At 41.7% G+C, this 17223-nt stretch carries 14 protein-coding genes; 7 read left to right on the top strand and 7 right to left on the bottom strand.

Going from position 1 to position 17223, the window contains the following annotated elements:
• Window positions 1-53: 53 nt before the first annotated feature.
• From murQ to ACFQ3Q_RS02130, 3 genes are read right to left on the bottom strand one after another with little or no spacing between them, the layout of a single operon-like run.
• Entirely contained in the window at window positions 54-872 is an 819-nt protein-coding gene (murQ, locus tag ACFQ3Q_RS02140) for an N-acetylmuramic acid 6-phosphate etherase (RefSeq protein WP_380742456.1), read from the bottom strand.
• Entirely contained in the window at window positions 862-2460 is a 1599-nt protein-coding gene (locus tag ACFQ3Q_RS02135) for a beta-N-acetylhexosaminidase (protein WP_380742454.1), read from the bottom strand. Before ACFQ3Q_RS02135 ends, murQ begins: the two co-directional genes overlap by 11 nt.
• Window positions 2461-2472: 12 nt before the next feature.
• A complete protein-coding gene (locus tag ACFQ3Q_RS02130) occupies window positions 2473-3723 on the bottom strand; it encodes a sugar MFS transporter (protein ID WP_380742452.1) in 1251 nt (416 codons plus the stop codon).
• A 334-nt stretch (window positions 3724-4057) separates the two neighbouring features.
• Between ACFQ3Q_RS02130 and lepA the strand changes: the two genes are divergently transcribed.
• Window positions 4058-5854 carry a translation elongation factor 4 gene (lepA, locus tag ACFQ3Q_RS02125; protein ID WP_380742450.1) on the top strand — a complete coding sequence of 599 codons (1797 nt, stop codon included), beginning with the start codon at window positions 4058-4060 and terminating at the stop codon, window positions 5852-5854.
• Window positions 5855-6030: 176 nt separating this feature from the next.
• Window positions 6031-6789 carry a YebC/PmpR family DNA-binding transcriptional regulator gene (locus ACFQ3Q_RS02120; protein ID WP_380742448.1) on the top strand — a complete coding sequence of 253 codons (759 nt, stop codon included), beginning with the start codon at window positions 6031-6033 and terminating at the stop codon, window positions 6787-6789.
• Window positions 6790-6799: 10 nt separating this feature from the next.
• Here ACFQ3Q_RS02120 and ACFQ3Q_RS02115 read toward each other — a convergent pair whose 3' ends face one another.
• The gene (locus ACFQ3Q_RS02115) at window positions 6800-8680 is read right to left on the bottom strand and encodes a cation:proton antiporter (protein WP_380742446.1); all 1881 of its coding nucleotides are present in this window, start codon (window positions 8678-8680) and stop codon (window positions 6800-6802) included.
• Between the two features lie 170 nt (window positions 8681-8850).
• Between ACFQ3Q_RS02115 and ACFQ3Q_RS02110 the strand changes: the two genes are divergently transcribed.
• The 5 genes from ACFQ3Q_RS02110 (at window position 8851) to ACFQ3Q_RS02090 (ending at window position 15388) form a co-directional block, all read left to right on the top strand.
• Window positions 8851-9714 (top strand): MBL fold metallo-hydrolase, encoded by an 864-nt coding sequence (locus tag ACFQ3Q_RS02110; RefSeq protein WP_380742445.1) that lies wholly within the window; start codon window positions 8851-8853, stop codon window positions 9712-9714.
• 5 nt (window positions 9715-9719) lie between these two features.
• Window positions 9720-11396: a S8 family peptidase gene (locus ACFQ3Q_RS02105; RefSeq protein ID WP_380742443.1), complete on the top strand. Its 1677-nt coding sequence runs from the start codon at window positions 9720-9722 to the stop codon at window positions 11394-11396.
• Window positions 11397-11405: 9 nt separating this feature from the next.
• Window positions 11406-13265 carry a M1 family metallopeptidase gene (locus tag ACFQ3Q_RS02100; RefSeq protein ID WP_380742441.1) on the top strand — a complete coding sequence of 620 codons (1860 nt, stop codon included), beginning with the start codon at window positions 11406-11408 and terminating at the stop codon, window positions 13263-13265.
• 121 nt (window positions 13266-13386) lie between these two features.
• On the top strand, window positions 13387-13773 hold the full coding sequence (gene rnpA / locus ACFQ3Q_RS02095; RefSeq protein WP_380742439.1) for a ribonuclease P protein component: 387 nt from the start codon (window positions 13387-13389) through the stop codon (window positions 13771-13773).
• Window positions 13754-15388: a S41 family peptidase gene (locus ACFQ3Q_RS02090; RefSeq protein ID WP_380742437.1), complete on the top strand. Its 1635-nt coding sequence runs from the start codon at window positions 13754-13756 to the stop codon at window positions 15386-15388. The genes rnpA and ACFQ3Q_RS02090 overlap by 20 nt, the downstream gene beginning before the upstream one ends.
• 1 nt (window position 15389) lies before the next feature.
• Here ACFQ3Q_RS02090 and ACFQ3Q_RS02085 read toward each other — a convergent pair whose 3' ends face one another.
• From ACFQ3Q_RS02085 to ACFQ3Q_RS02075, 3 genes are all read right to left on the bottom strand, one after another.
• A complete protein-coding gene (locus ACFQ3Q_RS02085) occupies window positions 15390-15830 on the bottom strand; it encodes a GNAT family N-acetyltransferase (protein ID WP_380742435.1) in 441 nt (146 codons plus the stop codon).
• An 83-nt stretch (window positions 15831-15913) separates the two neighbouring features.
• Entirely contained in the window at window positions 15914-16348 is a 435-nt protein-coding gene (gene rpiB, locus ACFQ3Q_RS02080) for a ribose 5-phosphate isomerase B (protein WP_380742433.1), read from the bottom strand.
• 521 nt (window positions 16349-16869) lie between these two features.
• Window positions 16870-17109 carry a putative signal transducing protein gene (locus ACFQ3Q_RS02075; protein WP_380742431.1) on the bottom strand — a complete coding sequence of 80 codons (240 nt, stop codon included), beginning with the start codon at window positions 17107-17109 and terminating at the stop codon, window positions 16870-16872.
• Window positions 17110-17223 lie beyond the last annotated feature (114 nt).

Genomic DNA, 17223 nt, shown 5'->3' with positions numbered 1-17223 from the left:
TGTTAAATATTTTTATCAAATATTAAACATAAATAAAATTTTTAAGTAAGTCCTTATTTTTTATTATACTCAAGGATTGCCTTCCGCACACTTCCGTGCTTTTTAAGCAATTGAGCAGCCTCCTTTTCGGGTATGTTTAGCTCCTCCATAATCATACGGGTCCCACGGCCTACCAGCTTCTTATTGGAAAGCTGCATATCTACCATCTTGTTCCCCTTCACCCTGCCAAGTTTGATCATTACCGAGGTCGAGATCATATTCAGAACAAGCTTCTGAGCGGTTCCGGCCTTCATTCGGGTGCTCCCGGTAACAAATTCGGGTCCTACGATCACTTCAACAGGAAAGTCTGAAGCTTCTGCGATGGGGCTGCCGGAGCTACAGGTAATACAACCGGTGATCACCCCGTTCTTCCTGGCATCCTGAAGTCCGCCAATTACATAAGGAGTCGTTCCCGAGGCGGCAATACCAACCAATACATCCTGTTTATTGATATTATATTCTTGGAGGTCTTTCCAGGCCTGTTCGGTATCATCTTCGGCATTTTCAACCGCTTTTCTTAAAGCCACATCTCCCCCTGCAATAAGGCCAATCACCATATCGTCACTAACCCCAAATGTGGGAGGACATTCTGAAGCGTCCAGCACCCCAAGGCGGCCGCTGGTTCCTGCACCAATATAGAAAAGCCTTCCGCCCTCCTGCATTTTAGGCACGATCACCTCGATAAGTTTTTCAATTTCCGGCAGTACCTCTCCAATGCTTTCAGGCACGCTCTTGTCTTCATTATTGATATTGAAAAGCAGTTCTGAAGTGCTCATCCTTTCCAGGTGGTCGTACTTCGAGGTCTTTTCGGTATCAGGTCTCTTATTTTCCATTTTCAATTTTTATTATTCTAATCTCCTCAGGCATAAAGTCTGAAAAGACTCCTTCTTCATTTTCACTGTTCCATTCTACTGAAGGGCTTCTGAAATAATTGATGTCCAGATTATCCAATCTCTGCCCATGTTGTCCCAGACGCTGAAGGAAAGCATTAAAATCCTTTGCTTCTGAAACCGTCCAGCCAACTTCGGCCGCGGCAATGGTCCGAGGCCACAAGCGATTATCGGCAATATCATCTGAAGTTACCAGTTCTGTCCAAACCGGTGCCTCCACTCCTATCACGTTAGGGTTTTCATTTTCAAAATTATAGGCGTCTTTAAGAGAAACCCCTCTTTCCTGGCACCAGTTGTTGGTATTTTCCTGGCCGGGAACATTGGCGTGATCAAAATAAAACCTGGTACATATAGACTCTATTATTCTAGTATCTACCACGCTTTGGGTTTTTCCATTCCAGCGCTGACTAATAAAATCGGAATGCACCGGTGCCTGGGTCACTTCTTCCCAGCCAATAACGGTCTTCCCGTTCTCACGTACGATAGAATCGGCTTTTACCACGAACTCCTCGTATCGCTCATCATCTATTTCATCTCCGCCAATATGTATGTATTTTCCGGTGGTGATCTCAGAAAGTTCAGCCATCACTTCAGAAACAAAATCATAAACTTCCGGTTTCTCAAGACAAAGTTTACTCCAGCCAACTTCATAGCCGTGGAAAAGTTCCGGCGGGGTGGCCATATCAGGCTTAATATTGGTAAGGCTGTCACAGTTTAGTTCTGGGTAAGCCCTAAGAGCGGCGTAGATGTGTCCCGGCATATCGATCTCAGGAATAATAGTGATATTCCTCGCTTCGGCATATTTCTGTAGCTCCTTATAATCTTCCTGGGTAAGGAAACCGGAACGTCCGTTTTTTACGGCTCCCTGCCCTCCTATTTCGGTCAATTTCGGCTTGCTTTTTATCTCTATTCTCCAGCCCTGGTCATCGGTTAGATGCAAATGCAGGCGATTCATTTTATAAAGCGCCATCCTGTCCAAATGCTTTTTCAGGTAATCCATTCCGAAAAAACTCCTTGAGATATCCAGCATAGATCCTCTCCAGGCAAATCTTGGATGATCGGTGATCTCTACCTGCGGAATTCTGATCTCTTCAGTAAGTCTGTTTTGTTCAATCCCAGAAGGAAGCATCTGCCTGAAGGTCTGGATTCCATAGAACAAACCGGCTTCAGCTGCCGCACTTATAAAAACCGTATTATGGGTTATCTTTAACTGATATCCTTCTTCACCCAGGCTTTCCTTAAGTTCCTCCTTAATATGAATGGAAAAGCCTACGCAGTCTTCACCGGGCATCGTAAAGCTTTCGGTATAAGTATTCTTTAAAAGTTTCTGCATCCAGGCAGCAGCATTCTCTGCCCCGGAATTATAACAAACCACCGCTCTTTCCGGAAGAGTGAAAATGTCTTCCTTCCATTCAATTTCTGATGGCTGCGGAATTATAGCAGGTTTTTGAACCGGTGTATGCTGTGCAAATCCAAAAGCAGGCACCAGAAGAAAACAAATAATGAATGTTTTTATATACTGAGATCTCATAATCTATATGGTTTATCTTATTTTATGTCCTTTAGCCGCGAAGTACCAGATATAAAGGTAACAAGGGATAACGATAATATAGGCCATTTGAGGATCTATGGCATCGGCAAGTAACCCGTAAATAAGCGGTATTACAGCCCCTCCGGCAAGTGCCATAATAAGGAAAGAAGAACCTATTTTGGTAAATCTTCCAAGGCCGTCTATTGCCAATGGCCAGATTGCAGGAAACACAAGTGCATTTGCAAGCCCTAACAGCGAAATGCAAAGAACAGAGACAACCCCGTCTGTAAGTAATGCGGCTATCCCCAGGATGATCCCCAAAATTCCGGAGATCTTAAGGGCCTTTTGCTGAGTGATGTATTTAGGAATGGCTACGATACCTATAAGGTAACCTACGATCATCGCTCCCAGGGTGATGCTGGTGAAGAATTTGGCGGTTGCAAATTCAATATCCTGCGCTGCACCATAACTAATAACCGTGTCTCCGGCAATTACCTCTACCCCTACGTAAAGGAACATCGCAAGAGTACCTAAAAGCAAGTGAGGGAATTGCAGCACACTGGTTTTATTTTTATTAGCTGCAGCCAGGGTTTCATCTTCAGAATCTGCTTCCACCTCAGGCAACGTTGAAAAATAAATAAGGACGGCCAACCCAATTAGCACCGCAGTCATAATTATATAGGGCGTAATTACTCTTGCGGACAAAGCATCAAGCTCTTCGGCTTTCTGGGCAACCGTCATTGTATCCAGTTTTTCAACCAGCTCATCGGCATTCTTCAGGGCAATAGCTCCAAGCACAATAGGCGCGATCACTCCGGCCACCTTATTACAGATCCCCATAATGCTAATACGCTTGGCAGCACTTTCTATAGGGCCCAAAATGGTAATATACGGGTTAGCTGCTGTTTGAAGTACCGCAAGCCCCGTACCCTGAACAAATAGACCTAACAGGAATAAAACGTAGGTACGCGTCATCGCTGCAGGAATAAAGATTAGAGTTCCCACAGCCATTACAAGAAGGCCCACAGACATTCCGTTCTTAAAACCGGTAAGCTTCAGTACTTTTGAACTTGGGATGGCCATAACCAGATAAGAGATATAAAAGGCAAAAGCCACAAGATAAGACTCAAAATTGTTCAGTTCGCAGGCGATCTTAAGGTAAGGGATCAAAACGGAGTTCAACCAGGTTACGAATCCGAAAATAAAAAACAGGACTCCGATGATTACGATAGACCTGCTGTTGTTGTTTGAAGTACCGGACATAATAGTGAATTTCTTTTTATAGTTGCCTGATTAGCTTATTGTAAAAAGGCTTAGATTTAGGTTTAGTAAACTTCCAATAATTAAAGCTAATTACAAAAAAAAGAAAGTTTTTTATAATACCTATTACTTAAACAACTTTTTTTATAAATACCAAAAAGATTAATTAAAATTTTAATAAAAGCTGTTTTAAGTCATTCTTCTTTTGGGAAACCTCCTGAGACGGAAATTGCAGACAATTGGGCTAAACTTTCTTTAAAGACTGCTAAATAAACTATATTTGTAAACTTAAATTCGGTTGTACCAATTTGAGAAAAACAACCACTTAAATTTACCTATGAAGCACATTCGTAACTTTTGTATAATAGCCCATATTGATCACGGAAAGAGTACCCTGGCAGACAGGCTGCTTGACTTTACAGGATCGGTAACCGATCGTGAAAAGCAGGAACAGCTTTTGGATAACATGGATCTGGAGAGAGAGCGCGGAATCACTATTAAGAGCCACGCCATCCAGATGGACTATATTCATAATGACGAAAAATATGTGCTCAACCTGATCGATACTCCCGGACACGTTGATTTTTCTTACGAAGTTTCCCGTTCCATCGCTGCCTGTGAAGGTGCTTTGCTTATTGTAGATGCAGCACAGAGCATACAGGCACAGACCATCTCAAACCTGTATCTGGCTCTTGAAAATGACCTGGAGATCATTCCTGTATTGAATAAAATTGACCTTCCCAGCGCAAATCCTGAGGAAGTGACCGATGATATTGTTGATCTTCTGGGTTGTGACCGTGATGATGTGATCCCGGCCAGCGCAAAGACCGGTCTTGGAATTCAGGAGATACTGGATGCCATTATTACAAGAATTCCGCCGCCAAGCGGAAAAGTGGATGCGCCTTTAAGAGCCCTGATCTTCGATTCTGTTTACAATCCTTTCAGAGGAGTTGAAACCTTCTTCAGGGTGATTAACGGAACAATTAAGAAAGGGCAGCATATTAAATTCGTCGCTACGGGTAAAGATTATTATGCCGACGAGGTAGGGACCTTAAAGCTTACCCAGATCAAGAAAGATGAAATTAAAACCGGAGATGTAGGTTATCTTATTACCGGGATCAAAGATGCCCGTGAGGTGAAAGTGGGTGATACCATTACCGATGCGAAGAATCCAACCACCGAAGCCGTGGCCGGTTTTGAGGATGTTAAGCCGATGGTTTTCGCCGGGATCTATCCTGTAGACACCGAAGATTATGAAGAATTAAGGGCCTCTATGGAGAAGCTTCAGCTAAATGATGCTTCCCTGGTTTTCACCCCTGAAAGTTCTGCGGCATTAGGATTCGGTTTTCGTTGCGGATTCTTAGGAATGCTGCACCTGGAGATCATCCAGGAGCGTCTGGAACGTGAGTTTGATATGACCGTGATCACCACGGTACCTAACGTTTCATATTATGCCTATACCAATAAGAACCCGGATGAAGTGATCCTGGTAAATAACCCGTCAGATCTTCCGGAGCCTTCAACCTTAAACAGGGTAGAAGAGCCATATATTAAAGCCAGCATTATTACAAAAGCCGATTATGTTGGGCCTGTAATGTCCTTGTGTATCGAGAAAAGAGGAGAGATCACCAACCAGACTTACCTGACTCCTGAAAGGGTGGAGCTTACTTTTGATATGCCGCTAGCAGAGATCGTATTCGATTTCTATGACAGGCTGAAAACAGTTTCCAGAGGTTATGCTTCTTTCGACTATTCCCCTATCGGGATGAGAGAATCCAAGCTGGTGAAGGTAGACGTGCTGCTTAACGGAAATAAGGTAGATGCCCTTTCGGCACTGTTACACGTTGACAATGCTTACGATATTGGAAAGAAAATGTGTGAGAAGCTGAAAGAGCTTATTCCACGCCAGCAATTCGATATTCCTATTCAGGCTGCCATTGGTTCTAAGATCATTGCCAGAGAGACCGTAAAAGCGCTTAGAAAAGATGTTACTGCCAAATGTTACGGAGGGGATATCTCCCGTAAGCGTAAACTCCTTGAAAAGCAGAAAAAAGGTAAGAAACGTATGCGCCAGGTAGGAAATGTTGAGATTCCCCAGGAAGCTTTTATGGCGGTTCTTAAACTGAACGATTAAAAATTAGTTTTTAGACGCCAGACGTCAGCGCTAAATCCAACTTATACAAAACCCCGTGCTATGTAAAAAAGCCCGGGGTTTTCTTGTATGTGGTATTTTCTTAATTTTGTATTTCTGAGCAATTTTAGTCGAAAAATGAGCTAAAATCGGCAATTATTAACTAAAAAACTCAAAAAATGGCCGGACACAGTAAATGGGCAAATATAAAACACCGTAAAGGGGCACAGGATAAAAAACGCGCAAAGCAGTTTACCAGGGCAATCAAGGAAATAAGTGTTGCAGTGAAAGAAGGAGGAGGGCCGGACCCTGAATCCAATCCCGGCTTGCGCAATGCCATTTCTAATGCCAAAGGGGTAAATATGCCCAAGGATACCATTGAACGCGCGATCAAAAAGGCCAGTGGTGCCGACGCCGATAATTATGAAACTGTAACCTTTGAAGGCTACGGCCCTAACGGGATCGCATTTTTCATAGAGTGTACCACAGATAACACCAACCGTACGGTAGCTTCGGTAAGATCTATTTTCTCCAAGAACGGCGGAAATCTCGGAACCAATGGTTCGCTCGAATTTCTTTTTGATAAAAAAGGCGTATTTGTTCTGGAAAGAGAAAAGATAGAAATGGATCTTGAAGAACTGGAGCTGGAACTTATAGAAGGTGGTGCAACCACCATAGAAAAAGAGGAAGACCTGATCACGGTCTACACCGAATTCAATGACTTTGGGTTAATGTCTTCAAAACTTGAGGAGCTGGGACTGGAACCTAAAAATTCAGAAGTACAGCGGATTCCTATGAATACCGTGGAGCTTCCTGTTGAAGATGCTAAAAAGATCCTTGACCTGGTGGAAAAATTTGAGGACGATGATGATGTTCAGAATGTATTCCACAACCTTGAAATAAGCGACGAGCTTGTAGACGCAATGGAAGAAAAATAGGAGCAGAGGCCTATTTTTCTTCTATTTCTATGGTTTCCTCATCATTTTTCTGTTCAGTTTTTTTCCTGATATCCTCATCCAGTTCTTTTCCTAAATAAACAAGCTGGAAGCCTTCTTCAATCTCCACATCTTTACTGTTTGAAGGAATAATGCTCAAATCTCCTTCATTATCCTTTACAAAGAGGGGAATGATCTCTGAATCTGTTTTGGAAATTTCTATGAGTCCTTCGTAGTGTTCCTTTGAGTTGAGCACAACTTCATTTATGGAAGGGTATCTCCTTGCAAGATTGGTAAGTTTTATATAATCATCGGTTTGCGAGAACAGGCCTTCTTTCGGATTATCCTCAGGATTATTCATCTCGTCTGAAGAAACCACCCTAAAAGAACCGTTTTCACCAAAATGCTTTTTAAATTTATTGATCGCATTCTTATTGATTTCACTGTTACTGGTCATCGCCATTAAATACCCGATATCATTCAGTTCAATATTATTGATAAGATCATCAGAATAAACGTTCTCCTGTATAGCCTCCAGTCCAAGTTCCTTGGCCTTTCGAATATTCGTCCCGTTATTATCCACAAGTACCACGTGCCTGTTGTGCCTTTTCAAATACTCTCCGATGATCCTTGAAATATCTGAAGCGCCGATAATTAGGATACCTTCGGAATTCTTAAGAAAAACACCAACCAGCTGTGCAAAAAACCGGGCAGTGGTAGCATTTAACAATACCGTACCCAGTACCACCATAAACACCAATGGAGTAATATATTCAGCTCCTTCAACACCCTGGCTTGCAAGTTCTAATCCAAAAAGGGAAGCAATACCCGCAGCTACAATACCTCTTGGACCAACCCAGCTGATAAAAAGCTTTTCATTGAATTTAAGGGACGAGCCTATACTACTTACAAATACCCCTAATGGACGCACCAGGAACACCACTACAGCAAACAGCCATAAAGCCTTGGTATTGAATACCAGGTACAGATCTTCCATATTGATATTGGCCGCCAGAAGTATAAAGAGAATAGAAATAAGCAATACGCTGAGCGATTCCTTGAAATAAAGCAACTCCTTAAGGTTAGGCAGATTGATGTTCCCCATTACCATTCCCATAATCACCACGGCTAAAAGTCCGCTTTCGTGGGCAAAGGAATCTGAAAGCACAAATACCCCGAGCACGGCGGCAAGGGTAAGTACGTTCAGTAAATAATGAGGAATTATGTTCTTTTTGATCGCAAAGGCAAGTCCGTGAGCAAAGGTAAATCCAAAGGTAAACCCGAACAGCACGATCTTACCGAACTCCAACAAGGCAGTTTCCGTAAATTCACGGCCTTTCCCGGCGCTGATAAATTCAAACACCAAAACGGCTACTAAGGCCCCTATGGGATCTATAAGAATACCCTCCCATTTTAGGATGGCAGAAACATCTTTCCTAAGCGGAATATTCCTTAAGATAGGGGTAATAACCGTAGGACCCGTCACAATAATGAGGGCTGCGAACAGGAAGGATATCTGCCAGGAAAGATCAAAGATTACCTTGGCAGCGATCCCTGCACCTATAAAAGTAACGATCACGGCTACCGTAATAAGCTTTACGATCACCGGCCCCACATTAAGAATCTCACCTTTTCTAAGCGTTAGCCCACCTTCAAAAAGGATCACCCCAATGGCTAATGAAACAAAATAGAACAGGCTTTCTCCGGGAAACAATCCCGATTCCCCGTTCCAGATAGGTTCTATAAGTTTTCCGCCATCTTCGGTAAAAAGAGTTGCTATAGGCCCAACGGAGAGCCCAATAAGGATCAATGGCAGGATAGCAGGAATTTTAAGTTTCCAGGCAAGCCATTGCGCCAATATTCCTAATATTATTATTCCCGCTAATTCTAACATCGCAATTTTTTGGTTTGGTTGAAGGTTTAAAAGTATTAAAAATACTTCAGTATAAAGATGCAGCACTTGGGTGATAACATCTTGTTAAATCAATCTTATATGATAATATTAATATTTTGTTTTTCTATTTTGCATACAAGTCTTTGCTAAATATAAAAATCTATTCTTAAATGAAACTATATCCAATAGAAGCCGGTAATTTTAAACTTGACGGAGGCGCTATGTTTGGAGTGGTCCCAAAATCTTTGTGGAGCCGCACCAATCCTGCCGATGCCAACAATATGATAGATATCGGTGCAAGATGTCTTTTAATTGAGGATGGTGACAAACTGATTCTTATCGATACAGGCCTGGGAGACAAACAAAGTGAAAAATTCTTTAGTTATTACTACCAGTGGGGGGATGATTCCATAGATAAATCCCTGAAGAAATACGGTTTTCACCGGGATGATATCACCGATGTGTTCATGACGCACCTTCATTTTGACCATTGCGGCGGAAGCATTCAATGGAACAAAGACCGTACGGGCTATGAGCCTGCATTTAAAAATGCACGCTTCTGGAGCAACGAGGAGCACTGGAAATGGGCTACAGTTCCCAATGCCCGTGAAAAAGCTTCCTTCTTAAAAGAAAACATCATCCCGATGCAGGAAAGCGGGCAGCTTCATTTCCTTGACCGTAAAAAAGATGAAAAATATGCTGCGGCTCCGGATCTCGGCTTTGATGTACTTTATGTTGATGGGCATACCGACAAGCAAATGATCCCGCATATAAAATACAAAGGGAAGACCCTTGTATTTATGGCCGATCTTTTACCTACCGCGGGACATATCCCACTTCCCTATGTAATGGGGTATGATACCCGGCCTTTGCTTACCCTTCCGGAAAAAGATGCTTTCCTTAAAAAAGCGGCAGACGAAGACTTTTACCTGTTTATGGAACACGATGCCCATAACGAAATTATCACCCTAAAGCACACTGAGAAAGGGGTTAGATTAAATAAAACCTTTACTTTTAATGAAATTTTTAACTAATAACCATGAGAATACCATTTTATAAACCCCTACTTGTAGCTGCTTCGGCCGGTTTGCTTGCCAGTTGTAGCAGTACAGCTCCAAAAATTGTTTCAACCCCAATAGAGAATATAGATTCTATCCCTTTAAAAGTTACTGATCTCTCCGAAACTCAGCTTAAAGGCTGGGGAGGAGCAGACCTGGTTAAGGATACCATCCCGGGAATGAGTGTGAAAAAAGCCTATGATGAGATCATTAAAAATCAGAAAGGAAAAACCGTAATTGTTGGTGTTATAGACAGCGGGGTGGATATTGAACATGAAGACCTGGATGGTGTGATTTGGACCAATGCCGATGAAATTCCGAATAACAACAAAGATGATGACAACAACGGCTATGTAGATGACGTTCACGGATGGAACTTCCTTGGAGACGCCGTGAAGGAGAATATGGAATATACCCGTATCTATAAGCGTTTAAAGCCTAAATATGAAGGAAAAACTGCCAGTTCCATCAGCACGGCAGATCAAAAAGAATTCATCCTTTACAAAGAAGCCAAGACCGAATATGAAAAAGAATACCAGGAAACTCTCCAGACAAAGAATCAATATGAACAGATCAAGGAGCAACTGGTAGCGGCACACGCAGCAGTTTCAAATCGTCTAGGAAAGGAAGATTACACCAAAGAAGAACTTTCTGCTATGGAAGCCAATGCGCAGCCAATGTCACAATATAAGGCAATGCTGATGCAGATTCAGAATAACGTGAATGAGAATATTCCTGAAGCTCTTAAAGAGCTGGACGAAGCCATAGATTATTATGCAGGGCGTCTTGAAAGCCACTTTAATCTGGAACTTGACGGAAGAGAAGTAGTTGGGGACGATCCTTATAACATACAAGACAGGGATTACGGTGACAACAGGGTTTCCGGGCCGGAAGCCGACAAAGAGCACGTAAAACACGGAACTCACGTGGCCGGGATCATTGCTGCGGAAAGAAACAACAACCTGGGAATTAAAGGAGTTGCCAATAATGTAGAGATAATGGCCATTAGAGCCGTACCGGATGGAGATGAGTACGACAAGGATATCGCACTTGCCATCCGTTATGCGGTAGATAATGGTGCCAAGGTGATCAATACCAGCTTTGGAAAGTACTTTTCCACCAATCCTGAATGGGTGAGAGAAGCCCTTAAATATGCCGCTGAAAATGATGTCTTAATAGTAAATGCAGCAGGAAATGACGGGCTGGATCTCGATGGCGAAATGATCTACCCTAATGACCAGACTCCAGACAATCCTACAGAAATCAGCGACAGCTTTCTAACCGTAGGAGCATTAAATTATGAATACGGCGCCGACCTGATAGCCGGATTCTCAAATTACGGAAAAATGAATGTTGATGTATTTGCTCCCGGAACCAAGATATGGTCTACCACGCCCAATAACGAATATGAATTCCTTCAGGGAACTTCTATGGCCGCACCGGCTGTGACCGGAGTAGCGGCTATGATCAGGTCTTTTTATCCTAAGCTTAGCGCTTCTCAGGTTAAAGAGATTATTATGAACAGTGGGCTGCCTACCAATGCTTCGGTAATAGTAGGAGGGGACAGCAATAATACAAAAGCATTCAGTGAATTATCAACTTCAGGAAGAATGGTAAACCTTTATAATGCCTTAATTCTTGCCTCACAAACAAAATAAAAGATTCCAATGAAAAGATTAATTCTAAGTTTAACAATTTTAGCTACAGCCTGGGTCCAGGCTCAAAACAATACATCCTACTGGCAGCAGCACGTGGACTATAAGATGGATGTAGATATGAACGTGCAAAATTATCAGTATACGGGAACACAGGAACTTAAATACACCAATAACTCCCCGGACACCCTTAAAAGGGTATTTTACCATCTGTTTTTCAATGCTTTTCAACCGGGAAGTGAAATGGATGTGCGTTCCAGAACCATTAAGGACCCGGACCAGAGAGTAAGAGACCGTATCTCGAAATTGGAGCCTTCAGAACAGGGTTATCTAAAAGTTTCTTCTCTAAGCCAAAACGGTACAGATCTGGAATATGAAGAAGTAGGAACGGTTCTCGAAGTGGAACTAGCCAAACCTATCGCGCCCGGGGAAAGCGTTAATTTCGATATGGAATTTGAAGGGCAGGTACCGCAACAGATCAGAAGATCGGGGAGGAACAACGCTGAAGGCGTAGCCCTTTCTATGAGCCAATGGTATCCTAAAATGGCTGAATATGACTATGAGGGCTGGCACGCCGACCCTTATATAGGCCGTGAATGGCAGGGAGTATGGGGAAATTTCGACGTTAAGATCAGTATCGATAAAGATTATATCCTGGGAGCCTCCGGATATCTTCAGAATGCCAATGAGATAGGTTATGGTTACGAAGAAGAAGGAACCAAGGTAGAGCGAACAGGAGAGAAGTTAACCTGGCATTTTATAGCGCCTCAGGTGCACGATTTCACCTGGGCAGCAGATCCTGAATACATTCACGACAAACTGGAGACCCAAAGCGGGGTGATGCTTCATTTTCTTTACAAAGACAACGATGAGATTAAGGAAAACTGGGAAAAGCTTCAGCCTAAAACCGCTGAGCTTCTGAAGTTCTTCAATGAAAAGATAGGACCATATCCGTGGAAGCAGTACTCTGTGGTACAGGGTGGAGACGGTGGTATGGAGTATGCCATGCTTACCCTGATCACCGGCGAGAGAAGCTTCGGCAGCCTTGTTGGGGTGACCGCTCACGAGCTGGCCCACGCCTGGTTTCAGCATCTTATGGCAACCAATGAAAGCACCAACGAATGGATGGATGAAGGCTTCACCTCTTATATTTCAGATGAAGCGATGAACCAGGTCATGCAGACCTATGCTGAAAATCCGCATACGGGTTCTTACTCAGGTTACATTCAGCTGGCCAATTCGGGTGTAGAGCAACCGCAGACCACACACGCCGACAGATATAAATATAACGGGGTTTACGGAGCTTCAGCTTATTCTAAAGGAGCAGTTTTTCTTGCTCAATTAGGATATATTATCGGGAAGGAAAATCTTGATAAGACCCTAAACCGTTATTATGAGGAATGGAAGTTCAAGCATCCTACTCCAAACGATTTCATCAGAATAGCTGAAAAGATCACCGGTGCTGAGCTGGACTGGTACCTTAATGACTGGACCAGGACCACGAATACCATAGATTACGCGATCAAAAACGTGGAATCTGAGGATGAAAATTCCACCAAGGTCACTCTTGAAAGAATAGGACTTATGCCTATGCCTTTAGACGTAAAAGTTAGATATACCGACGGGTCTGAAGAGCTTATCTATATTCCTTTACAGATGATGCGTTGGGAAAAGCCTTCAGCCTCTAATATAGACAGAAGCATAGCCGATGACTGGGCCTGGGCTTACCCTACCTATGAATTGGAGCTGGATAAACCTTTAGCTGAAATAAAATCTGTGGAAATAGACGATTCTCAGCTTATGGCCGATGTAGACCGTGACAATAACACCTATACTGCTGAAGAAACCACTTCTGAGGAAGGTCAGGATTAATTGAATAATTTCAATTTTAAGAAACCCTGTCCTTACCGGACGGGGTTTTTTATTTTATGATTTCGGCTAAAAATTCCTTCAAATAAGTTTCTGTAATAGATGCAATACTTACTTTTGAAATATGAACCAGCGACTGGGCAAAAGCGAGAAATTAAAAAGTAAAAAAGTCATCGAGGAGTTATTCACCCGCGGAAGATCGGTGAAGAAATATCCCGTTAAGCTGGTTTATCTTCCTTTAAGCACTACAGAAGAAAATATCCCGACCAAATCGGGATTTTCGGTGCCTAAGAAAATTGTAAAGACCGCCGTAAAACGCAATCGCATAAAACGATTAATGCGGGAAGCTTTCAGAAAAAATAAGTATCTTGTAGCTGGCCCGGGTTATGCATTTATGTTTATCTACCTCTCCCGGGATGAGATAAGCCAGGACGAAATGAATTCTAAGATCATCACTGTTCTGGAAAGGTTTAAGCAAAAGGAAGAAGGTTATGAAAAAGCAGCTGATTAAACGCACCGGAATTCTGATTTTAGGCGCCTGCCTGTTCTTTGGCAGCGTGAGTTTTAAATCTGATTTCTTTGAGATCGCCAAACAGATAGAGATCTTCACCACCCTGTTCAAGGAGATCAATATGAACTATGTGGACGAGACTAATCCCGCTGAGCTGATGGATACGGCCATCCTCGCAATGCTGAAAGATCTGGATCCCTATACCAATTACTGGAACGAACAGGATGTTGAGGCTGCCAGGATTAATAATTCCGGAGAATATACCGGCATTGGAGCACTTGTAAGAACAGATGGAAAAACCATTACCATCGTTGAACCCTATAAGGATTATCCGGCCGATAAAGCCGGATTAAAGGCCGGAGATGAAATTATTAAGATCGGGAACATAAATGTAGCCGATTTTGAAGAAGATGCGGGAGAACTGCTTAATGGCGCCGTGAATTCTAAGGTAGAACTCAGCTACAGGCGTCAGGGAGAGATAAAAACCACCAGTCTTACCCGAGGTTCAGTTGAAGTAAAAGCTGTTCCATATTATAAATTATTAGAGGACAATTCGGGTTATATTGTTCTTTCCAGATTCAATGCAAAGGCATCTGAAGAAACTTCCAGGGCATTAAAAGATCTTAAGAACCAGGGAGCAGATAAGATTATTCTCGACCTGAGAGGAAATCCGGGCGGATTGCTTGGGGAAGCTATTAATGTGAGTAATATTTTTATTGACAAAGGGGAACTGATCACCACCACGAAATCGGTGATCGAAAAATACAACAAGGAATATTATACCCAAAAGGAACCGGTAGACACCAAAATTCCGTTAGTGGTTTTAATTAACGGAAGAAGTGCTTCTGCCAGTGAGATCGTTAGCGGTGCAATTCAGGATCTGGACAGGGGCGTGGTTGCCGGTGCAAGGAGTTTCGGGAAAGGCCTGGTACAACGCCCAAAAGAACTGGCATACGGAACTCAGCTAAAAATCACCATTTCCAGGTATTATACCCCAAGTGGCAGGTGTATTCAGGCATTGGATTACCGTACCAGGGATGAAGAAGGAAATGCTGTAAGGACCAAGGTGGAAGATTATAATGAATTCTCTACAAGAAACGGGAGAAAGGTTTATGACGGAGGAGGGATCCTGCCCGACCTGAAATTGAAAACCTCAGAATACAGCAGTATAACCAATGCCTTATTGATGGATGAAGCTATCTTTGACTTCGCTACTAATTATTATTATGCCCACGATCTTAAGGATCCTGAGGACTTTGTATTTACCGATAAGGATTTTGCAGATTTTAAAAATTTTCTGAAGAGTTCTGGTTTTGAATACAAAACAGAAACCGAAAAAGAGCTGGACAAACTATTGAATACGGCCCGGGATGAAGATCTGGAACAGAAGATCCTTGATGATTATAAAGCCATATCCCAGGAAATAGAAGTTTATAAAAATCAGGAACTCGAGGCTAAAAAGCCGGAAATTGTAAGTTTGCTTACAGATGAAATCATAAAACGCTATTTCTACAAAGAGGGACTTTATGATTATTATGTAAAGAACAACCCCGAAATAGTAGAAGCTAAAAAAGTACTGAACGATGCGGGTCGTTATCAGGAGATTCTAAGATAAATTATTTCTTTAGCATAGCTATATGAGGGATCCCGTCTTCAAGATAGCCTTCACCAATGGTCTTAAAACCGTGAGATTCATAAAATTCTATGAGGTATTGTTGTGCTGAAAGCTTTACAGCGGTAGTATTAAAATGATCTTCAATTGCTTTTAAAGAGGCCTTCATAATCTCGTGGCCAAAACCGTATTTTCGCTGATCTTTTGCAACTACGACCCTGCCAATAGCAGCCTCTTCAAAATAAAAACCTTTATCAAAACAACGGGTGTAAGCAACGATCCTTTCTCCTTCTTTCCCTATAATATGTAACGCCTTATCATCTTTCCCATCAATATCCTGATAGACACAATCCTGTTCCACAACAAATACTTCAGACCTTAACTGAAGTATTTTATAAAGTTCGTCCAGGCTTAATTGAGAAAAGGTTTTTACTTCAATTTTCATATAAAAATAGCTTAAAATTAGAGCTGTCGGTTCCGCCCCGGCTTAAAAAACGGAGAAAATAAAGGTCGGTTAATCCTGAATAATTATTTCTGAACCGGGATCTTTGCCACACGATTTTGATGACGTCCGCCTTCAAAAGCCGTATCCAGAAAAGTTTTTACCATATCCTCGGCCTGAGGTAAAGAAACGAAACGCGCCGGAATACTCAGGACATTAGCGTCATTATGTTCGCGGGCCAATTGAGTGATTTCCTTATTCCAGCACAAAGCCGAACGAACGCCCTGATGTTTATTGGCGGTCATATTAGCACCATTCCCACTACCACAAATAATAATACCAAAATCTACCTTTTTAGTCTCGACATCGTTTGCTACGGGATGAACAAAATCGGGATAGTCCACACTATCGTCGTTATTGGTACCATAATTGGTCACATCTATACCGCGTTGTTTAAGAAGTTCAACAATTTTCTTCTTGTACTGGGTACCGGCGTGGTCGTTACCTATTGCTATTTTCATTTTGAAAGATTTTATAAGATGTGGCAAAGGTAAAAAAAGGCCTTATTAACGCCTCAAAATTGCATTGTTAATTACTTTTTAAAATAGCTTTATTTTCAAGGCTTTACTATTAACAATCACATGTAGATAAGCGTTTATGAGAAAGTCAAAATCTTATTTGCATGATTTGATTTTTATTTCAATACCAATTTTAAACTCACATGCTCAAATTATAAGTCGGTTATTTTTTTGCAAGTTATGAGCATCAAAAATTACGTTTTGAACACTCATGCTTTTAGAAAGTTTTAAGAAATTCTATTAACAATGCTTTTTCAACTTCTGTTAAGTAAATCTTAAATTAATAAGAGTATCAAAGCTTTAGGTTTTTTAAGTTATGTTGATAACCTGTTATTAAAAGTCGATAAGTCAGAAACCAAATTTTCACCCGAAAAGTTATTCCACAAATTAACAAGCCATGATAATATTCATTTTTAGTTTTTTTAAAAAGAAGAAATAATAATAGATATATATAGTGTTAACAACTACACGATTTTTAGATGGGAAGAATTCTGAAAAGAGTCCAGAATTTTTTTAGCTTTTTTAAAATCTTTAGGGTGGACCATTAGTCTTATCCCGCCGAAAGCATTAGAAGAGAATGGGATCAGTGATACCAGGGTCTCATTGCGCATATAGAAACGAATATTTTCCTGTTCAAACAGGTTTTTGATCACAAGGCATTCGTGTGGATAAGTAAAGCTGATCAAAAAAATATATTCTCTCATAGCACAGGAAGTTATGCTATTAAAAATACTATTTATTCCTGAAAAGTAACAGAAGTATCTTTGGTTTCTATCTTGTTTAGAAGCGGGTTAATCTCTGATTTTTTATTGATCGTT

The sequence above is a fragment of the Salegentibacter chungangensis genome (assembly GCF_042678405.1).
Lineage (GTDB): Bacteria > Bacteroidota > Bacteroidia > Flavobacteriales > Flavobacteriaceae > Salegentibacter_A > Salegentibacter_A chungangensis.
This window is presented reverse-complemented; position numbering and strand designations above follow the sequence as displayed.